General features: G+C 40.1%; 12 protein-coding genes, 1 pseudogene and 1 other annotated feature. Of the genes and pseudogenes, 10 read left to right on the top strand and 3 right to left on the bottom strand.

Annotated features, from left to right (window positions below):
* Positions 1-45: 45 nt before the first annotated feature.
* Complete coding sequence (locus tag G8D99_RS09665; protein ID WP_166327681.1) at positions 46-162, bottom strand: hypothetical protein; 117 nt, start codon at positions 160-162, stop codon at positions 46-48.
* A 182-nt stretch (positions 163-344) separates the two neighbouring features.
* Positions 345-1,784: pseudogene (locus tag G8D99_RS09660) on the bottom strand (aminotransferase-like domain-containing protein); the annotation flags it as partial.
* A 1,279-nt stretch (positions 1,785-3,063) separates the two neighbouring features.
* Between G8D99_RS09660 and G8D99_RS09655 the strand changes: the two are divergent.
* A complete protein-coding gene (locus tag G8D99_RS09655) occupies positions 3,064-6,396 on the top strand; it encodes a BapA/Bap/LapF family prefix-like domain-containing protein (RefSeq protein WP_166325070.1) in 3,333 nt (1,110 codons plus the stop codon).
* A complete protein-coding gene (locus tag G8D99_RS09650; RefSeq protein ID WP_166325067.1) occupies positions 6,393-10,571 on the top strand; it encodes an Ig-like domain-containing protein in 4,179 nt (1,392 codons plus the stop codon). The genes G8D99_RS09655 and G8D99_RS09650 overlap by 4 nt, the downstream gene beginning before the upstream one ends.
* A 35-nt stretch (positions 10,572-10,606) precedes the next feature.
* Here G8D99_RS09650 and G8D99_RS09645 read toward each other — a convergent pair.
* A protein-coding gene (locus tag G8D99_RS09645; RefSeq protein ID WP_166323496.1) for an IS3 family transposase occupies positions 10,607-11,826 on the bottom strand; the annotation gives its coding sequence in 2 pieces (ribosomal slippage) (positions 10,607-11,550 and positions 11,550-11,826; 1,221 coding nt in all).
* Positions 11,435-11,551, bottom strand: a sequence feature (AL1L pseudoknot). Its footprint overlaps the gene before it by 117 nt.
* Positions 11,827-11,893: 67 nt before the next feature.
* Here G8D99_RS09645 and G8D99_RS09640 point away from each other — a divergent pair.
* From G8D99_RS09640 to G8D99_RS09605, 8 genes are all read left to right on the top strand, one after another.
* A complete protein-coding gene (locus G8D99_RS09640) occupies positions 11,894-14,839 on the top strand; it encodes a BapA/Bap/LapF family large adhesin (RefSeq protein ID WP_166325064.1) in 2,946 nt (981 codons plus the stop codon).
* 61 nt (positions 14,840-14,900) lie between these two features.
* Positions 14,901-15,314, top strand: a complete 414-nt coding sequence (locus G8D99_RS09635) for a hypothetical protein (protein WP_166325061.1) — start codon at positions 14,901-14,903, stop codon at positions 15,312-15,314.
* Between the two features lie 581 nt (positions 15,315-15,895).
* Positions 15,896-16,765, top strand: a complete 870-nt coding sequence (locus G8D99_RS09630) for an OmpA family protein (RefSeq protein ID WP_227554291.1) — start codon at positions 15,896-15,898, stop codon at positions 16,763-16,765.
* 37 nt (positions 16,766-16,802) lie between these two features.
* Positions 16,803-18,617, top strand: coding sequence for a BapA/Bap/LapF family prefix-like domain-containing protein (locus G8D99_RS15930; RefSeq protein WP_166325058.1), 1,815 nt, complete (start codon positions 16,803-16,805; stop codon positions 18,615-18,617).
* Positions 18,618-18,672: 55 nt separating this feature from the next.
* The gene (locus G8D99_RS15925) at positions 18,673-19,359 is read left to right on the top strand and encodes a hypothetical protein (RefSeq protein WP_166325055.1); all 687 of its coding nucleotides are present in this window, start codon (positions 18,673-18,675) and stop codon (positions 19,357-19,359) included.
* Positions 19,360-19,486: 127 nt separating this feature from the next.
* Positions 19,487-19,720: a hypothetical protein gene (locus G8D99_RS15920; RefSeq protein WP_166325052.1), complete on the top strand. Its 234-nt coding sequence runs from the start codon at positions 19,487-19,489 to the stop codon at positions 19,718-19,720.
* A 92-nt stretch (positions 19,721-19,812) separates the two neighbouring features.
* On the top strand, positions 19,813-20,238 hold the full coding sequence (locus tag G8D99_RS15830) for a hypothetical protein (RefSeq protein WP_166325049.1): 426 nt from the start codon (positions 19,813-19,815) through the stop codon (positions 20,236-20,238).
* Positions 20,239-20,293: 55 nt separating this feature from the next.
* Complete coding sequence (locus tag G8D99_RS09605) at positions 20,294-21,799, top strand: hypothetical protein (RefSeq protein WP_166325046.1); 1,506 nt, start codon at positions 20,294-20,296, stop codon at positions 21,797-21,799.
* Positions 21,800-21,898: the final 99 nt, after the last annotated feature.

Below are 21,898 nucleotides of genomic sequence, written 5' to 3'. Positions count from 1 at the left end.
GATCAATTCTATAAACCTATCACAATCTTCGTGCAAGTGTCTGCATTACACGTTCAGGAAGTATTCCCAGATGACGAAGCCGATGGTAAAGCCAAGGATTGAGTACAGGGTAATGATGAAAAATACAAAACTTGCATTATTCTTTTTCTTGAAAAATTTCAGCATGATTATTCCTCAATCTGAATACTTGGATTGCACTGGATTATGACTCAGTCTATCAAAAAAACTAGATACACAATGGATCGAAAAAACTATAACAGATAAGTGAGTTTCGCTAAAACTGTTATAGTTTTAAAAGTCATGTCTAGTTTTAAGTATTTTGAGTTATTCATTCAATCGTGATCTTATTCAATCAGATCAACATTCATAAGTGTATTGGATGAGTGTTGAGTGATCTGTGCGTGGATGTATTGAATCAGTTGAAGCAAGGCTTTTTGGTGGATTTCATTTAATTCAAATGAACAATTGATTCTGAGGTAATGATGGTTTGAGGTGGAATTGGCACTAAATAAATCACTCGGTGCCACGCTAATCTGTTGTGCTAACATCATCTCAAAAATGCTTCTTCTGTTGATGTAGTGAGGCAGTTTTAGCCATAAGAAATAACCTGATGGGTGATACTGCATCGAACATTCATTGGGTAAGTGTTGTTCTAAAAAATCATAAATGGCACTTTTGTTATGTTGCAGTGTTGTGCGAAGATTTTTAAGATGTTTGTTATAATGTCGCTGTGATAAATATTCAACCAAAGCATTTTGAATAAAGGGATTGGCTGAAAGGGTGCTCATCAGTTGGATATGTTGGATTTGTTCAGAGTACTGTCCTGCATAGACCCATCCCACGCGAAAACCTGAGCCTAAAGTCTTGGAAAAAGAAGAGCAATGGAGTACTAGATGATCTTGGTCTAGATATTTCATCGACAAGGGTTTTTTTTTAGCATAATAAAGCTCTTCATAAACACCATCTTCAATTAAATGGATCTGATGTTTCTTCAATAATTGATAGAGTTTTGTCTTATTTTTATCGCTCACTGTGAAACCAATTGGATTGTGCGCATTCAGCATCAATAAACAGACTTTGATCGGGTAATTTTGCACCGCTTGTTCAAAGGCATCTAAGTCTAAGCCATGTTCAGGAATGGTGATGACCTTTAAACCCAATCGTTCTGCCGCTTGCCATGCACCGTAGAAAACAGTTTGCTGTAGCAAAATATAATCACCCGCTTGCGTAATGGCTTGCAAAGATAGATTTAATGCATCTAATCCACCAGAGGTGATGACAATATCGGCAGGATCGGTGGCAATGCCTTGCATAGAATAACGCTGCGCAATGATTTTTCTGAGCTCAAAGTTTCCAGGTGGTAGGCAGGGCGTTTGTTCGTAACTGTGTCTGTGCTTTGCCAATTGTCCCAAGGTTTGAATCAGTTTTTTTGAATACAGCAATTGACTGTTTGGAAATGCTGAGCCGAAAGGAACCGTGTGTTCAGCTTGAATCGATTTAAGATAATGAAAAACTTTAGAATTGATCTCTATGTGATGATTCACTTCGAGTTGATGAATCTGGCTTAAGCTTTTGTTGTTTTGTGAAGATCTATGCTCTGCAACAAAATAACCCGACTTTTCCTTCGCATAAATTAGTCCATCTGCTTCTAATTGGCGGTAAGCGTTGAGCACGGTAATTAAACTAAAACCTGATCGTTCTGCTTGTTGTCTTAAAGAGGGTAGCTTTTGGTGAGCTTGCCAAGTCTTGTTCTGAATCAAAGACTTTAGGCTTAGTGCGAGTTTTTAGGATTTAGACATTATATGAAATAGTTAAGAAATACAGATTTAACGTGTTGGAGGAAGGCTAATTTAATGTCAGAATTTGAGTATTAAAGTATCATTAATTTTAATAATTTAACATGATCTATGACTTTGGGTGTGATTAATTAAAAATAAACATTTAATTTAAAGGTATTTTATTTAATTTCTTTTTGGTTTGGCTTTTTAATTGACACGGATTCTGTTTAAACAAATTATTTCGCTACTCAAATGATAGGGTTGTTCTTTGTGTAATTGGTCGATATGTAAAAGCAGACATTCTGGTTAATAAACATTCAATGCTTATTATTTAACTGTTTACTGAATAATAGTTTATATTTAAATGATAGACATGGTTTTATTTTATAATGGTATTTAAATTGATTACTCTTTTGGTGATAACTAATTAAATCAATAGCTTGTAATTTTAATCTGATCTTTATTTCGTGGCTGGTATAGCCATGATGGACATATAAATTTGCTTTTACTCTTCTACCAATCGCTTAACCATTTTACATCTGCTGTATTTTTATTTGATGAAGTTGTACTGATCACATACTGACTGATTTATAAAAGGGTGAAACTGACAGTCAAAGAATCCTCCTACTGAGCTTTTACAGTGCATGGCGATTGCGATTCAATATTTATAATGTGCTGATTTTGCATATTGGGAGAATCGTCTAATTAATTCGTCAAGAATGACGCTGACAAACTTTTATCAACCCATAGTATAAAGAAAATAATCTTAACAGCTATATAGAGTGACGAGATAAGAGCTCCTTTCTCAAGGTTGTTAATTTCGAAGGATATAGATGAAGTGGTAAATTTATAGTGATTTTTAAGTATATTCCATAATTTGACTGATCTTTGGAGTGATATTTAATTCGCATATTTATTAATTTATGTGGAATATGTCTATGTTTAAAAATTTATATTTTATGTGATTGATTACTCAATTTGATATTTATTCATTTTTTATTTTGCTAATTTTGTGTGACTTATATCTCAATTTGTATTTTTTTATTAATTTTTTATTTTTTTTATAATCAAATTAATATTTTAAGTTTAAAAAATAAATTCATTCGTGTTTTTTTTAAACAATTAGAATTTTATTATTATGTAGTCATGTTTTTCTAAATATATGTTTTTAATTTATTTTAAACTGAATATTGTGATTATTGTTATTTATTTGAATTGGTGAATATTTATTATAATGATTGTATAATTTCTTTACTTTTTGTTTGCTTATTTATGGGTTTGGGTTATGAGTAATTTTTTGGTTATTGATAAAAAATCACATGTGGAATTAAATAATATTGATGATTTAGAAGTGATCAATTTACCTCAGAATGCAACTCTGATTAAGCTTGAGAATTTAGATAAAAAAATTAAAGAAATTAAGGTTGAAAATAATGATGTAATTATTATTTTTGAAGATAATCAGCAAATTATCTTAAAAGGTTTCTTCAACTCTGATCATAGCTTAGTTGTTGAAAACGAGAACCAAGAATTACTATGGGTTCAATTTAAAGACGAAAATGGAAACATTTTAGATCAGGTTAAGTTTTTACTGTTAGATGATATTGAACCACTACTTTATGAACAAAATGAAGTTTCTTCTGATCTTTTGTGGGGTGCTGCAGCAATAGCAGGCGCTGGAGCAGTTGTTGCTATTGCATCGAGCGATGGACATAAAAGTCATGAAACTAACATTGGTCAAGATGGTATTAATGGTCAAGATGGCTTAACACCATATATCGGCGCAAATGGCAACTGGTTTATTGGTAACAAAGATACGGGTATCAAAGCGCAAGGTAACGAAGGCGAACAAGGTGACTCAGCTTACACTATCTACCGTGATCAAGCGGAAGATAAAGTATTGTCTGATGTAGGTTTAACTGATTCAAATAAAGATGCTTGGTTGGCGCAACCTGAAAATAAAGATAAAACTGAAGCTGACTTTAAAAAAGCGCAGGATGAAGCGATTGCCAAAGCGGAATCTGAAGGCAAGATCCTTGATGAATCAGCATGGTTGAATGACCTTAAAGGTGATCAAGGTGAAGCAGGTCAAGATGGCTTAACACCGTATATCGGCGCAAATGGTAACTGGTTCATTGGTAAAAAAGATACGGGTATTCAAGCGCAAGGTGAACAAGGTCAATCTGGTTATGATATCTACCGTGATCAAGCGGAAGATAAAGTCTTGTCTGATGCAGGTTTAAGCGATACAGATAAAGATACATGGTTAGCTCAACCTGAAAACCAAGACAAAACAGAAGACGATTTTAAGCAAGCGCAAGAAGATGCGATTTTTAAAGCGGAATCTGAAGGCAAGATACTTGATGAATCAGCATGGTTGAATGACCTTAAAGGTGAGCAAGGTGATAAGGGTGAAGCGGGTAAAGATGGTACTGATGGTAAATCTGCTTATGAGCTTGCAGTCGACAATGGCTATACCAGTACATTAGAAGACTGGTTGGCTGCGCTCAAAGGTGAAGCAGGTGCAAATGGTCAATCTGCATTTGAGATTGCCAAAGAGAATGGCTACACCGGTACAGAGCAAGAATGGCTAGCGTCACTGATTGGTAAAGATGGTGCGGATGGTGCTGATGGTAAATCTGCCTATGAACTCGCGCTTGAAAATGGCTATGAAGGTACGATCCAAGAATGGTTAGATGGCTTAACCATTGAAGTGATTGGTGCTGAAGGTAAGTCAGCTTATGACTTAGCGGTTGAAAATGGTTTTGCTGGTACGTTAAGCGAATGGTTAGCATCATTAAAAGGTGATGCAGGTGCGGATGGTAAAGACGGTTATACACCATATGTAGGCAGTAACGGCAACTGGTGGATCAATGGTATAGATACTGGTTTTACATCAACTGGTCAAAACGGTGTCAGCCCGACAATCAAAGACGGTGTTTGGTACATCGGTCAAGAGAGCACCAATATTTCAGTACAAGCCAAAGTTGAAATCATCAACGGCAACTGGCATGTGAATGGTGTTGATACAGGCGTTCAAGCCCAAGGTGCTGCAGGTAAGGATGGCATCAGCCCGACAATCAAAGACGGTGTTTGGTACATCGGTCAAGAGAGCACCAACATTCCGGTACAAGCCAAAGTTGAAATCATCAACGGCAACTGGCATGTGAATGGTGTTGATACAGGCGTTCAAGCCCAAGGCGTTGCAGGTGCTGCAGGTAAGGATGGCATCAGCCCGACAATCAAAGACGGTGTTTGGTACATCGGTCAAGAGAGCACCAACATTCCGGTACAAGCCAAAGTTGAAATCATCAACGGCAACTGGCATGTGAATGGTGTTGATACAGGCGTTCAAGCCCAAGGCGTTGCAGGTGCTGCAGGTAAGGATGGCATCAGCCCGACAATCAAAGACGGTGTTTGGTACATCGGTCAAGAGAGCACCAATATTTCAGTACAAGCCAAAGTTGAAATCATCAACGGCAACTGGCATGTGAATGGTGTTGATACAGGCGTTCAAGCCCAAGGCGTTGCAGGTGCTGCAGGTAAGGATGGCATCAGCCCGACAATCAAAGACGGTGTTTGGTACATCGGTCAAGAGAGCACCAACATTCCGGTACAAGCCAAAGTTGAAATCATCAACGGCAACTGGCATGTGAATGGTGTTGATACAGGCGTTCAAGCCCAAGGCGTTGCAGGTGCTGCAGGTAAGGATGGCATTAGCCCGACAATCAAAGACGGTGTTTGGTACATCGGTCAAGAGAGCACCAACATTCCGGTACAAGCCAAAGTTGAAATCATCAACGGCAACTGGCATGTGAATGGTGTTGATACAGGCGTTCAAGCCCAAGGCGTTGCAGGTGTTGCAGGTAAGGATGGCATTAGCCCGACAATCAAAGACGGTGTTTGGTACATCGGTGACGAGAGCACCAACATTCCGGTACAAGCCAAAGTTGAAATCATCAACGGCAACTGGCATGTGAATGGTGTTGATACAGGCGTTCAAGCCCAAGGCGTTGCAGGTGCTGCAGGTAAGGATGGCATTAGCCCGACAATCAAAGACGGTGTTTGGTACATCGGTCAAGAGAGCACCAACATTCCGGTACAAGCCAAAGTTGAAATCATCAACGGCAACTGGCATGTGAATGGTGTTGATACAGGCGTTCAAGCCCAAGGTGCTGCAGGTAAGGATGGCATCAGCCCGACAATCAAAGACGGTGTTTGGTACATCGGTCAAGAGAGCACCAACATTCCGGTACAAGCCAAAGTTGAAATCATCAACGGCAACTGGCATGTGAATGGTGTTGATACAGGCGTTCAAGCCCAAGGCGTTGCAGGTGCTGCAGGTAAGGATGGCATCAGCCCGACAATCAAAGACGGTGTTTGGTACATCGGTCAAGAGAGCACCAACATTCCGGTACAAGCCAAAGTTGAAATCATCAACGGCAACTGGCATGTGAATGGTGTTGATACAGGCGTTCAAGCCCAAGGCGCTGCAGTGCTGCAGGTAAGGATGGCATCAGCCCGACAATCAAAGACGGTGTTTGGTACATCGGTCAAGAGAGCACCAACATTCCGGTACAAGCCAAAGTTGAAATCATCAACGGCAACTGGCATGTGAATGGTGTTGATACAGGCGTTCAAGCCCAAGGCGTTGCAGGTGCTGCAGGTAAGGATGGCATTAGCCCGACAATCAAAGACGGTGTTTGGTACATCGGTGACGAGAGCACCAATATTCCATTACAAGCCAAAGTTGAAATCATCAACGGCAACTGGCATGTGAATGGTGTTGATACAGGCGTTCAAGCCCAAGGCGTTGCAGGTGCTGCAGGTAAGGATGGCATCAGCCCGACAATCAAAGACGGTGTTTGGTACATCGGTGACGAGAGCACCAACATTCCGGTACAAGCCAAAGTTGAAATCATCAACGGCAACTGGCATGTGAATGGTGTTGATACAGGCGTTCAAGCCCAAGGCGTTGCAGGTGCTGCAGGTAAGGATGGCATCAGCCCGACAATCAAAGACGGTGTTTGGTACATCGGTCAAGAGAGCACCAACATTCCGGTACAAGCCAAAGTTGAAATCATCAACGGCAACTGGCATGTGAATGGTGTTGATACAGGCGTTCAAGCCCAAGGCGTTGCAGGTAAGGATGGCATCAGCCCGACAATCAAAGACGGTGTTTGGTACATCGGTCAAGAGAGCACCAATATTCCATTACAAGCCAAAGTTGAAATCATCAACGGCAACTGGCATGTGAATGGTGTTGATACAGGCGTTCAAGCCCAAGGCGCTGCAGGTGCTGCAGGTAAGGATGGCATTAGCCCGACAATCAAAGACGGTGTTTGGTACATCGGTGACGAGAGCACCAATATTCCAGTACAAGCCAAAGTTGAAATCATCAACGGCAACTGGCATGTGAATGGTGTTGATACAGGCGTTCAAGCCCAAGGCGTTGCAGGTGCTGCAGGTAAGGATGGCATCAGCCCGACAATCAAAGACGGTGTTTGGTACATCGGTCAAGAGAGCACCAATATTCCAGTACAAGCCAAAGTTGAAATCATCAACGGCAACTGGCATGTGAATGGTGTTGATACAGGCGTTCAAGCCCAAGGTGCTGCAGGTAAGGATGGCATCAGCCCGACAATCAAAGACGGTGTTTGGTACATCGGTCAAGAGAGCACCAATATTCCAGTACAAGCCAAAGTTGAAATCATCAACGGCAACTGGCATGTGAATGGTGTTGATACAGGCGTTCAAGCCCAAGGCGTTGCAGGTGCTGCAGGTAAGGATGGCATCAGCCCGACAATCAAAGACGGTGTTTGGTACATCGGTCAAGAGAGCACCAATATTCCAGTACAAGCCAAAGTTGAAATCATCAACGGCAACTGGCATGTGAATGGTGTTGATACAGGCGTTCAAGCCCAAGGTGCTGCAGGTGCCACTGGTGCAGCAGGTCAAAACGGTTTAACACCATATATCGGTAGTAACGGCAACTGGTTTATTGGTACAACGGATACAGGTATTTCTGCAAAAGGCGTTGATGGTAAATCTGCATACGAGCTTTATGTTGAACAAGCCTCAGCAGCTGGTGAACCAGTTTTATCAGAAGCGGAATGGCTTGAGTCTTTAAATGGAGCATCAGGTTCAGCTGATTTAGTCACCAACATTGAATTACTAAGTGATAACAATGGCGATGGCAAAATTACAGCAGATGAACTGTTACCAGGTTCGAAGATCAACATTAAAATTGATTTAGGGGAAGATGCTCAAGCAGGTGATATCATTAAGGCTAATGGTATTGAATATAAGCTTACAGCTGCAGATATTAGTAACAAGTTTGCGACGATTAATGATGTTCCTGTATTGGATGGATTCAACTTTATCAAAGTTGATGCTCAAAATGCCCAAAAACAAACGGATGTCGAATTTACATTCTTTGATGTAGATAGTTCAGTCATTGGTACAGAGCGCGATATCGTTGAATCATTGACCTTCTTAAATGATATCAACGAAGATGGTTCTCTAAATGCTGCTGAAATGGGCGGAAAATTCTATACGTCGTTAAAAGTAACTCTTGGTGCAGATGCTAAGGCAGGCGATATTGTGTCTGTAAATGGTGATCGTTATGTATTAACGGTTGCCGAAGTACAGGCAAAAACACTAAATATCTATATGCCTGTACGTGAAGGGTTGAATCCTGTTCAAGTGACTGCAACAGATGAATGGGACAATGTCGATTCTTTTTCTAGTTCAATTATTGTTGGGACATTAGTACCAAGTGAACCGACTACAGCACCAGAAGCGTGGGATGATGTTCCTTTAATTCTTGGTTTAATCGAATCAAATGCTAAAACTAATGATAACAAACCAGAAATCAAAGGTTCTGGTCATGTAGAAGGTGAGATCATTACCCTGACAATAAATGGTGAAGTTGTTGTTACGGATCAAGCAATTATTGTTGGTCGTGACGGTACTTGGAGTTATACATCCACACAACCATTGAATGATGGTGACTATGTCGTGAGCTATACTGTTTCTAACAGTAATGGTGTAACACAAGGTTTATCGCCTGAACTTAAGTTTACTGTTGATACTCAGACTGCGTCACAAGATGCGGTAATTCGTATTACTGAGATTGAAGGTGAAGCATTATTTATCGAAGATCAAAAACAAACGATTGTTGTGAATGAAAGCCAGCAAAAAGATGGCAAGATCACCATTCAAGGCGATGTATCTGGTATCGCAACTGCTGCTGGTGATGCATTAAAAGAAGTTGTAGTAAGTATTACCAATAAGGGTGTGACACAGCAAGTAACTGTCATAGCTGATAAAGATGGTAAATGGACAGCTGATGTTTCAACAACCGGTCTAAATCTTGAACATGGTGATCAACCTTCAGTTCAAGCTATTGCTGTTATTGTGGATGATGCGGGTAATACTTTAGAAGTTCCAGTTACAGAAGGTTTCACGCTTGATATCCAAGTATTAGATCCGACATTTGATCTTGATGGATTACATGTAATTACAGAAGTTGAAGGGACTGACTTTAAAGTTGATGCATCCGAAGTTCAAGATGGTTATGTGACTGTAAAAGGTCAAATTGCTGAATTGTCTAGCGATGTCAATGTTACTGATCTCACTGTTTCAATCTTAATTAATGGCAATACTATTGAACGTAAAATTGATTTGACAGCATTTGATCAAAATCAAGAAATGGATGGTTTTATTTTGACCAAAGACGAAATGGGTAATCTCAATTGGTCTCTTGATCTCAATATTTCTGACATGAGTTTAGTAGATGGCATTGCAAATGTTAAGGCTGTTGCGGGGCTTAATGATACTGAAGGAAATACTTTAGGGTTAAATGCCTCTAGAGAATTTAATGTTGAGTTAGGTCTAACTGAACCAGATGAAGTTAAGTTAAGTACGGGTGTAGGTGAATATACATCTGAAGGCGATGCAACAAGCTTCACATTTGCTGGTTTATTAGGAAACATTGGTGGTGGTATCAGTTTAGAGGGAGAAGATAAAGCTGCTGTTGAGGGCTCAATTAGTACAGTTCAACCATCTGAACAGCGTATGATGACCTTCGATGCAGTAGATACTACAGCAGGTGAAGTAATCAAAGTGAAAAGTGCTGCAATTGGCGAAATTCGTGCGGAATTTACCAATGTCGGCTTACTCACTGTTGCGAAAGGTTATGGTATTCAACTGCAACAGTGGAGTGAAGCATCTCAGAAATGGGAAGCTGTTATGTCTGCTCCATTGAATGGTAATGGGGTTGTTGCTTCATTAGGTACGCAATACGCATTAGGTGCAGTGAAAAATGATAACTATGAGGTTACTTTCAGTGGATTAACTGAAGGTGATTATCGCGTTGTTCCTTATAAGTCTGATAGTGCATTAACTGAAGCAATTGAAGATCTTCGTTTAGGTGCACTCGGTGATGGTGGTTTGCTAGGTAAGGATAATCAGCAGATCGTACTAGATTTAGTTTCTGAACTCTTAGGTGATAAGAGTCCATCAACTGCATGGTTAGTCAAGTATCTAGAAGAAACCCTTAAAGTTGTAAATGTATTGACTTTACCAGTTTCACTTTTATTAAATAAAATTTTGAATATAGATTTAGTTAAAGATGTGGTTGGGCTAGGTGACCTTATTGTGGATAAAGTCGTTGCTCAATTAGTAAGTAATACATTGACTCTACTGAACAAGTCTCAGTTGAATGTTGAATTCAGTTCTTATTTTTATGAGGATTCTGAGCGTTCAGGTAACATCTTAGAAAATGACTGAACCGTACCGGGTTTGTCGGAGACTTTTTATTTAAGTTAGGCCACCTGACCTAACGGGTTAATCTTATCATAGTAGATTACTTCAAAATCAAAAGGTGATACATAACCCAGTGCACTATGTACACGTTCTTTATTGAACCAATCTACCCAATTTAGTGTCGCAAGTTGTACATCCGCTAAACCTTGCCAATCTGCTTTTAAATATTCAATCACCTCTGTTTTGTATAAGCCATTCATCGTTTCAGCCAAAGCATTATCGTATGAATCACCGGTCGTACCGACTGATGCTCGTAAATTTGCTGCTTCTAAACGATTGGTATAACGAATGGAAAGATATTGCACGCCTCTGTCACTATGATGAATCACGTTCTTTGGCATGCCTCGATCATGCAATGCTTGCTCCAGTGCATCGAGCACCATGTCTGTATTCATACGTGTTGATACTTTCCATCCAACAATTGCTCGTGAGAACACATCAATAATAAAGGCGGTATAGACCCAGCCTGAATTTGTTTGAATATACGTGAAGTCAGCGACCCACAGCTGGTCAGGCTGATCAGCACTAAAATTGCGTTTCACCAAGTCATCTGCTCGTTTTTGATCATCCCGGCTACGGGTCGTTTGTTTATTCTTACCTCGCCAAACACCTTGTATACCTAGCTTTTGCATCAATCGAGCAACTGTACAGCGCGCAATAATATAGCCTTCACGTTTCAGTTTTTGCCAAACTTTACGTACACCATATCGACCTGAACTTTCCTTCCAAATTCGTTTAATTTGTTCAGCATGATGCAAGTCATGTAAATCTCGTTTCGCTCGATGTTCTGGATTGTCCGCGAGGTCTAAAGTTCGGTAATAGGTTGAAGGTGCGATAGGTAAAATTCTACAAATCGCCTCGACTCCGTACAGCTCTTTATTATTATGGATAAAATCCACCATTATTTGTGTGGGCGGTCGAGCTCCGCCTGGGCGAAAAAAGCGGCTGCTTTGCGTAGAATTTCATTGGCTCGTTGCAGTTCTTTATTTTCGCGTTCAAGTTGTTTAATGCGTTCTTGGTCTGAAAGCTGCTGTACTTTGATTGGATTCTGTTGATTCAAATACTTCTGATGCCAGGAACGTAGTGTTTCAGGAGTACAGCCAATCTTAGGTGCAATTGCTGTGATTGCAGCCCAAGTAGAAGGATAATCTTTTTCAGATTCAATCAATAATTGAACCGCTCTTTCTCTGATTTCAGGGGTATATTTTGGTTTTGTCATTGGGACATTCTCTCAAGAAAGTTGGTCTCCGACAAACCCGGTACGGTTCACTGCGACAAATGGAAAATTGACTCATCAAAATACACTGATGATTGAGATTAATGGTGGTGCTCAAACGGAAGTCGTTGCTTATGACGATGTGAACCATTTGACACTTGCAGTTGATCCAAGCGTAGAAAGTCAAGCTTTGGTATCTAAATCAACATTCAACGTGGCTTATGTCGGTTTAGGGAGTGTGCTTGACTTAGGTGCAATCAATCCTGCAAACCGTTTTGAAATTAATGTTGCTAAAAATACAGAGCGCTTAATCACATTTAAAGCTGAAACAGGTGGTGTACAAGTACTCGCTGATTTTGATCTATTTATTTATAAATACGATGAAATTACCAAGCAATACAAACTCGACGATCAGGTTGAAGGCTGGTTTGGTGCAGCACTGTTAGGTGGTGTATCTGAAGAGCTCACCAAGAAATTGGATGCAGGGCAATATATTGTACTGTTAGAGCCATCGCGTGGTATCAATGCATTGTTTGGTTATACTTTAGAAACCACACGAGATTTGTTACTGGATTACGTGAAACCAATTTCAGTGGCTGGTCAAGCAACAGGTAATGTGATCAGTGATGTGAACAAAGACAACAAAGTGGATTTACTCCTCAATCCAGACGTAACCTATGTGATTTCTGCGAAAAGTATGACACTTGAAAATTCCCAGACAGTCATGATTCAGGATGATCAAAACTTTGTGGGAACTAAAATTGATGGTAAATATGGTGCATTAACTTTATTTACCAATGGTGAATACACCTATACAGCATTTGAAACGAAAAACTTCAACTATGGTGACGTCGATCGTTTCGAATATACTATCTATGACCCAATTTCAGGTCAAATGAGTGAGGCAAATCTTGACATTACGTTGAATCTACACGATGTTGAATTAGACGTGGATACTGTGATTGCTCACATGAACGTTGAGGCTTCGGAGTTAACAGTTAATTTCTCAGAAAAGTACCAGCCAGCGGATCTTGAAACGATTGCAATCAAAGAGCTTTTAGGTGACGGTAAAGCATCAGCAACATCATTTGGGGTTGCAGGTGTTGGTTTAGGCAATCTATTGGATGCAAGCATCATTGGTTCAAGTAATGCAATTAGCTTAAATGTTGGTGCAGGTAAAGTGATTGAAACTGTATTCTCTGCAACAGGCACTTCTGTGGTCGGGGTTGCAGCAATCTCAGACTTTGCAATTTATAAGTTAAATGAGAAGACGAATCAGTGGGAGTTATATCATTTCCAAGATCAATTCTTGATCGTACCACTATCGTTACTTGGTATTCCTTTAGGCGGCATTCATAATGATCCGCTCACACTGGCTTTAACAGAAGGGCAATATAAAGCATTCCTCACAGATCGCGGTGTGAAAGTATTGGGTGGTTCAACACTAAAATTAGATAGCGCAGTTGTAGCTGATTATTACAAGCCTAGCGAAACTACCGATGGATATGCATATGAAGCAATCGCTGAAGGTCATTTAGTTGAGCTGGAAGTAGATCAAATTGAAATGATTCAAGTTGATGGTAAAAAATTCACTGGTGAAAGTTTAGATATCAAAGGTGAGTTTGGTATATTGACTGTGGCGAAAGATGGCTCATATACATATACAGCTGATACAACTTCGCAGAAGCCAAACTATGGTGTTATCGATACCTTTACATATGTTTATAAAGACTTATTAACAGGTGAGACAGCTGTTTCCGCAATCAATGTGAAAATTGGTAGTGTAGATGCGCAACGTGATGTCTTAGATATCAATAGTCAACCTTCATCAACTGAATCGGGTATGATTCTTCGTCATGATGATTTTGTCACGAAGGAGATTACGTATCAAGATGATGCGAAAGTACTTGGCGTTGTTGGTCAGGATAAGACGATTGTAGAAGAATTTACGATAGCACCACATTCTGATTATTCGACCAATTCTTTAACATTTACATTTGATGCAAAAGCATCAAAAGCAGAGGTTGAAGCATCATATAAGCTTATGCGAGTAATCTATGATGAGCAAGGTAAACAAACTTTTAAAACAGTTATTGAAGATGCTGTTTTAGGCCAAGCTAAGCAAAAGGAAGTCAACTTTAAATTTGATTTAGAAGATTTGGATGCTGGTTACTATATTTTGGAAATGAATATTCAACCAATTGCACTTTTGTCAACGGATTATCAATATTCGTTAAAGGGTATTCAAGATTACCAAGATCGTTGGATGGCAGATCCTGATTACAACTATGCTGATGAAGCTAATATTGTGCAAGGCAATTTGCTTGCAAATGATATCTTTAGTGAAGGCTTAAGAGACCAGACGATTCTTAAGGTTGGCAGCAAAGTCCTTTCTTTGGATCCAGTCGTGGGTGCTAAGACAATTACAGTGGAAGGTCAATACGGTACATTCGTTATTGATAAATCAGGTGCTTATACTTACACGCCAAATGGTCAAGGTGGTGGCCGTGAGATCATGACCTATGAATTAATTTCTCCAACAGGTGAAACAGATAAATCAACGATTGAAATTGATGTTGCTAAGATCGTCAAAGGTTCAAATATCGATGAATATGTCTATAGTGATTCATCGAATGATAATTATACGATGGGTAATGGTAGTGATACCGTTATTTTTGATCTATTGAACCAGCATGATGATGTTGGTGGTAATGGTTTAGATATATGGAATGATTTCCATGTAGGTAAAATTGGTTCAGATTTAAATGCTGATCGAATTGATATCTCTAAACTACTATTATCTGACAATGCTATCAATAGTACAGAATTATCCAAATATATTTCAGTGGAAGTTGAAGGTAGTAATACTGTGTTGTCCATTGATCGTGATGGTGATGCCATGAAGTATGATAAAAAGCTGATTGAAGATCGATTTGCAGATACGAAGTTCCTTATTCTTCAGGACACCACAGTAAGCTTAGATGACTTATTGAAAAACGGCCAAATTATCTACTAAGACTTTGTATGGGGAAGTATTTGCTTCCCCATGATTAAATTTACATTATTTGGGTTATTCGATGAAAAAATTAATTATCGGCTTAAGTGGTATGATTTTAAGCCATACCGTTCTTGCTGAAATTCCAGTCGATCAAACAAATGCTATTAGCACATTTGCTCAGTTTGAAGGGCGTTATGCAAAAAAATGTGGTAAGAAAAATGCACATAAACTTTCTTATGTGATTGGTGAACAAACCATGGCACGTTTAATCGATGCGCAAGCACAATATGCAACATTTACAGAAAGTGATTCTGAGCAGAATCTTTCAAAGGATCACAATAAATTATCAAGAGTCTATGGTGATTATAAAGTTGATTTATTTTATAAAGAAGGTAAGAATTTTGCACAAGTGGATTATTTAGGTGTGGATAAGAAAGAACCCCACACTAAAGCGATATTGAAGCAATGTAACAATTCGAATCCCATGTCATAATTAAATAATAAAGTATTTAAAAGGCCAATCATTGATTGGTCTTTTTTTATTTGTTCACAGTGAATTTAGAGACTTTGCTTAAATTATTTTAAGTGAAAATGGCAGAAGAGTCATATTTTGTTTGAAAATAGTAAAAGGCTGGGTTGATCGCTTTAGTGAGTTGAATTCGAATATTAAGTAAATTTTTGAAGAGGCTTTGCTATGTAGAAATACTTAAATTGAATGTTGGTAAAAGGATGAAAATATAGATCAAAAAGCGCTTTGGTTTTTCTTGAATAATGATCCAAATCTTTGAAAGCTAGATTTTTTATTAGAAAAATAGAGTAATAATTCTACTTTAAAAAAAATGATAAAAATCACGTTTTTTTCTTAAATTGTATATTGTTTTAAACTTTAAAAATTAATGTTTAAGTAGATTTTAAAAATAAATATATGAATTATATTAATATTTTAGAATAATATTGTTTTTTGTTTATAATTTGTTTTTGTTGATTTTTTGTATATAATTTAATGCTGTATTTTTCTACTATTTTGCCGTTTTGGCTAAGTCTTCTAGCAAGTGCTGATTCTTCGAGGTTGCCGTGTCCACATTAAATAAATTGAGCTATATCATGTTTTGTGTAACCACTCTAGGTATGGTTGGCTGCTCATCAAATCCGTACCAACATCCAAGCAACTTGAAGTTTCAAAGTTCGGTAAATGGCAAAACACAACATTTGACTGTGATTCGCGATGAAAAATTATGTTCTAACGAAACTTATGATGACCAAAATTGTCCGATCAAGTTCTATGTAGATGATATTAAGGCAGGTGATTTTTATATTAACAACTCAGCGAAATTGGTGCTAAAACCGGAGCTCTATAATCTCAAGGCAAAAAACTGTACAGACGAGTGTTTTGTGTGTGAAGCCGAAGTCGACCTATCTAAGGTAAAAGAAAATGTTATTCATTTATCTGTTGATGAAAGTGGCTATCCCGTGATTTTGGATGGGGATAAAAAGCTGATCTGTAAGTCTGAGCTGAATGAAAAACAAATTGTACCTGTTCAAGAAGAAAAAACAGTAGAAGTAAACTTGGCTGCAGATACTTTATTTAAATTTGATGGTTCATCGCTGAATGATCTGTTACCTAAAGGATATCAAGAAGTTTTAAATGTAGCAGCACAAGTGAAACAAGGCTTTGTTTCAATTAAGCACATTCGTTTGACCGGACATACAGACCGCCTAGGTAGCGTAAGTTATAACGATAAATTGGCAGCTAATCGCGCTAAAACTGTGAGCGAAGTATTAATCCAAAACGGTATCTCTAAAGACATTATTTCAACACAAAGTATGGGTGAAAGTAAGCCTGTAACGAATGGTTGTTACGGTATTCAGCCTTCTGAAAAACTCAAAGAATGTTTACAGCCTGATCGACGAGTTACTGTCGAAATCACTGGTATTTCTAAATAATTTTTCAAAGCTTAAAACTAATATTGTGGTATAAAAAATGTCTCATTTTGTCGTTATTAATAAAGAAACTCTCGATAAACAGATTGTAAATACTGAGCATTTGGTTGCTCAGCCTGGAACGATTATCCACGCAAAATTTGTGCGTGAAGATGTTCTAGAGTTTATTCAAGAAGGTAATCATTTAATCATTAAACTTAAAAATGGTGAAGTGATTCAAATTGAAAACTATTTTGTAGAAAATCCAGAAGGACAAGATACGGATCTTGTTTTGGACGATAATGTTTGTAACTTTGTAAAATTAAATTTCAAAGATGGTATTGCTGGTTTTGAAGAGTTAACAGGGCTTGAAGTTTTATTGCCTAACGCACCTTCGAACTTTTTAACTGCATTGCCTTGGATTGCTGGTGGAGCAGCGATTATTGGTGGAACTATAGCAATTGCGGAGCATGATTCATCTAAAGATGCTCCTCCTGAAGCGCCAATCGTAACAATTGATCCAGTGGTTCCAGATGTAGGCGATCAAACAACACTGACAGGTACAGTGGATAATCCGAATGCGGATGTGACTGTAAATGTGGGTGGTGAAGACTATCCTGTAATCATCAATCCAGAACCGAATGAAGAAGGTACATACGATTGGACGGTTGATGTACCCACAGCTGATTTACCGCCAAATGGAAAAATTCCAACAGAAGCGACCGTAACAGATCCAGAGACTGGTTTAACGTCTAAGCCAGGTAAAGATGAAGCACCACAAGCACCTAAACCACCAGTGGTGACCATCGATCCTGTGATTCCTTCGGATGAAGAAAAAACCACAGTGACAGGTACGGTTGATAATCCAAATGCGGATGTGACTGTCAATGTAGGTGGTCAAGATGTACCCGTAAAGGTTAATCCAGAGCCAAATGAAGAAGGTACATACGATTGGACTGTTGAAGTGCCAACAGCTGATTTACCGCCAAATGGAAAAATTCCAACAGAAGCGACTCTAACAGACCCAGAGACTGGTTTAACGTCTAAGCCCGGTAAAGATGAAGCACCACAACCGCCAAAAGCACCGGTTGTAACGATTGATCCTGTGATTCCTTCGGATGAAGAAAAAACCACAGTGACAGGTACGGTTGATAATCCGAATGCGGATGTCATTGTCAATGTAGGTGGTCAAGATATACCTGTAAAGGTTAATCCAGAGCCAAATGAAGAAGGTACATACGATTGGACTGTTGAAGTGCCAACAGCTGATTTACCGCTGAATGGAAAGATTCCAACAGAAGCGATGGTTACCGATCCAGAGACTGGTTTAACGTCTAAGCCAGGTAAAGATGAAGCACCATTATCACCAAAAGGTACAATCACAGTTGAAGTGGATACTGATGGTGCGATCACAGGTACAACGACTGACGTTGAACCAGGTGAACCCGTAGTATTAACCATCACTGGTCAAGACAAAAATGGTGCGCCAGTTGAAGCGACTGTAGAAACCACAGTCAATACAGATGGCAGCTATACAGCACAAGTACCTACTGAGTTTGCGGATGGTGAATTAACAGTAGTTGCGACCACTGAAGACCGTAACGGTACAGTGATTAGTGATACTGATGATTTGTTGAAAACAGATACTGATCAAGATCCAGCAACACCAGAACAAGGTGGCTTAGACCGTACACCTGGTACGATCACGGTTGATGTTGATACGAAAGGTCAGATCACAGGTCAAACCACTGACGTTGAACCAAACAGCACGGTAACCTTGACCATCACCGGTCAAGACAAAAATGGTGCGCCAGTTGAAGCGACTGTAAACCACAGTCAATACAGATGGCAGCTATACAGCACAAGTACCTACTGAGTTTGCGGATGGTGAATTAACAGTAGTTGCGACCACTGAAGACCGTAACGGTACAGTGATTAGTGATACTGATGATTTGTTGAAAACAGATACTGATCAAGATCCAGCAACACCAGAACAAGGTGGCTTAGACCGTACACCTGGTACGATCACGGTTGATGTTGATACGAAAGGTCAGATCACAGGTCAAACCACTGACGTTGAACCAAACAGCACGGTAACCTTGACCATCACCGGTCAAGACAAAAATGGTGCGCCAGTTGAAGCGACTGTAGAAACCACAGTCAATACAGATGGCAGCTATACAGCACAAGTACCTACTGAGTTTGCGGATGGTGAATTAACAGTAGTTGCGACCACTGAAGACCGTAACGGTACAGTGATTAGTGATACTGATGATTTGTTGAAAACAGATACTGATCAAGATCCAGCAACACCAGAACAAGGTGGCTTAGACCGTACACCTGGTACGATCACGGTTGATGTTGATACGAAAGGTCAGATCACAGGTCAAACCACTGACGTTGAACCAAACAGCACGGTAACCTTGACCATCACCGGTCAAGACAAAAATGGTGCGCCAGTTGAAGCGACTGTAGAAACCACAGTCAATACAGATGGCAGCTATACAGCACAAGTACCTACTGAGTTTGCGGATGGTGAATTAACAGTAGTTGCGACCACTGAAGACCGTAACGGTACAGTGATTAGTGATACTGATGATTTGTTGAAAACATACTGATCAAGATCCAGCAACACCAGAACAAGGTGGCTTAGACCGTACACCTGGTACGATCACGGTTGATGTTGATACGAAAGGTCAGATCACAGGTCAAACCACTGACGTTGAACCAAACAGCACGGTAACCTTGACCATCACCGGTCAAGACAAAAATGGTGCGCCAGTTGAAGCGACTGTAGAAACCACAGTCAATACAGATGGCAGCTATACAGCACAAGTACCTACTGAGTTTGCGGATGGTGAATTAACAGTAGTTGCGACCACTGAAGACCGTAACGGTACAGTGATTAGTGATACTGATGATTTGTTGAAAACAGATATACTGATCAAGATCCAGCAACACCAGAACAAGGTGGCTTAGACCGTACACCTGGTACGATCACGGTTGATGTTGATACGAAAGGTCAGATCACAGGTCAAACCACTGACGTTGAACCAAACAGCACGGTAACCTTGACCATCACCGGTCAAGACAAAAATGGTGCGCCAGTTGAAGCGACTGTAGAAACCACAGTCAATACAGATGGCAGCTATACAGCACAAGTACCTACTGAGTTTGCGGATGGTGAATTAACAGTAGTTGCGACCACTGAAGACCGTAACGGTACAGTGATTAGTGATACTGATGATTTGTTGAAAACAGATACTGATCAAGATCCAGCAACACCAGAACAAGGTGGCTTAGACCGTACACCTGGTACGATCACGGTTGATGTTGATACGAAAGGTCAGATCACAGGTCAAACCACTGACGTTGAACCAAACAGCACGGTAACCTTGACCATCACCGGTCAAGACAAAAATGGTGCGCCAGTTGAAGCGACTGTAGAAAACCACAGTCAATACAGATGGCAGCTATACAGCACAAGTACCTACTGAGTTTGCGGATGGTGAATTAACAGTAGTTGCGACCACTGAAGACCGTAACGGTACAGTGATTAGTGATACTGATGATTTGTTGAAAACAGATACTGATCAAGATCCAGCAACACCAGAACAAGGTGGCTTAGACCGTACACCTGGTACGATCACGGTTGATGTTGATACGAAAGGTCAGATCACAGGTCAAACCACTGACGTTGAACCAAACAGCACGGTAACCTTGACCATCACCGGTCAAGACAAAAATGGTGCGCCAGTTGAAGCGACTGTAGAAACCACAGTCAATACAGATGGCAGCTATACAGCACAAGTACCTACTGAGTTTGCGGATGGTGAATTAACAGTAGTTGCGACCACTGAAGACCGTAACGGTACAGTGATTAGTGATACTGATGATTTGTTGAAAACAGATACTGATCAAGATCCAGCAACACCAGAACAAGGTGGCTTAGACCGTACACCTGGTACGATCACGGTTGATGTTGATACGAAAGGTCAGATCACAGGTCAAACCACTGACGTTGAACCAAACAGCACGGTAACCTTGACCATCACCGGTCAAGACAAAAATGGTGCGCCAGTTGAAGCGACTGTAGAAACCACAGTCAATACAGATGGCAGCTATACAGCACAAGTACCTACTGAGTTTGCGGATGGTGAATTAACAGTAGTTGCGACCACTGAAGACCGTAACGGTACAGTGATTAGTGATACTGATGATTTGTTGAAAACAGATACTGATCAAGATCCAGCAACACCAGAACAAGGTGGCTTAGACCGTACACCTGGTACGATCACGGTTGATGTTGATACGAAAGGTCAGATCACAGGTCAAACCACTGACGTTGAACCAAACAGCACGGTAACCTTGACCATCACCGGTCAAGACAAAAATGGTGCGCCAGTTGAAGCGACTGTAGAAACCACAGTCAATACAGATGGCAGCTATACAGCACAAGTACCTACTGAGTTTGCGGATGGTGAATTAACAGTAGTTGCGACCACTGAAGACCGTAACGGTACAGTGATTAGTGATACTGATGATTTGTTGAAAACAGATACTGATCAAGATCCAGCAACACCAGAACAAGGTGGCTTAGACCGTACACCTGGTACGATCACGGTTGATGTTGATACGAAAGGTCAGATCACAGGTCAAACCACTGACGTTGAACCAAACAGCACGGTAACCTTGACCATCACCGGTCAAGACAAAAATGGTGCGCCAGTTGAAGCGACTGTAGAAACCACAGTCAATACAGATGGCAGCTATACAGCACAAGTACCTACTGAGTTTGCGGATGGTGAATTAACAGTAGTTGCGACCACTGAAGACCGTAACGGTACAGTGATTAGTGATACTGATGATTTGTTGAAAACAGATACTGATCAAGATCCAGCAACACCAGAACAAGGTGGCTTAGACCGTACACCTGGTACGATCACGGTTGATGTTGATACGAAAGGTCAGATCACAGGTCAAACCACTGACGTTGAACCAAACAGCACGGTAACCTTGACCATCACACGGTCAAGACAAAAATGGTGCGCCAGTTGAAGCGACTGTAGAAACCACAGTCAATACAGATGGCAGCTATACAGCACAAGTACCTACTGAGTTTGCGGATGGTGAATTAACAGTAGTTGCGACCACTGA

It is taken from the genome of Acinetobacter lanii, from assembly GCF_011578285.1.
Classification (GTDB): domain Bacteria; phylum Pseudomonadota; class Gammaproteobacteria; order Pseudomonadales; family Moraxellaceae; genus Acinetobacter; species Acinetobacter lanii.
Note: the sequence above shows the minus strand (reverse complement) of the source record. Positions and strands in the feature narration are given on the sequence as shown.

Bases quoted from the DNA above. Each gene is read 5' to 3' on its own strand.
- G8D99_RS09635 (WP_166325061.1), top strand. From the start codon at position 14,901: ATGAAAAAATTAATTATCGGCTTAAGTGGTATGATTTTAAGCCATACC.
- G8D99_RS09655 (WP_166325070.1), top strand. From the start codon at position 3,064: ATGAGTAATTTTTTGGTTATTGATAAAAAATCACATGTGGAATTAAAT.
- G8D99_RS15930 (WP_166325058.1), top strand. From the start codon at position 16,803: ATGTCTCATTTTGTCGTTATTAATAAAGAAACTCTCGATAAACAGATT.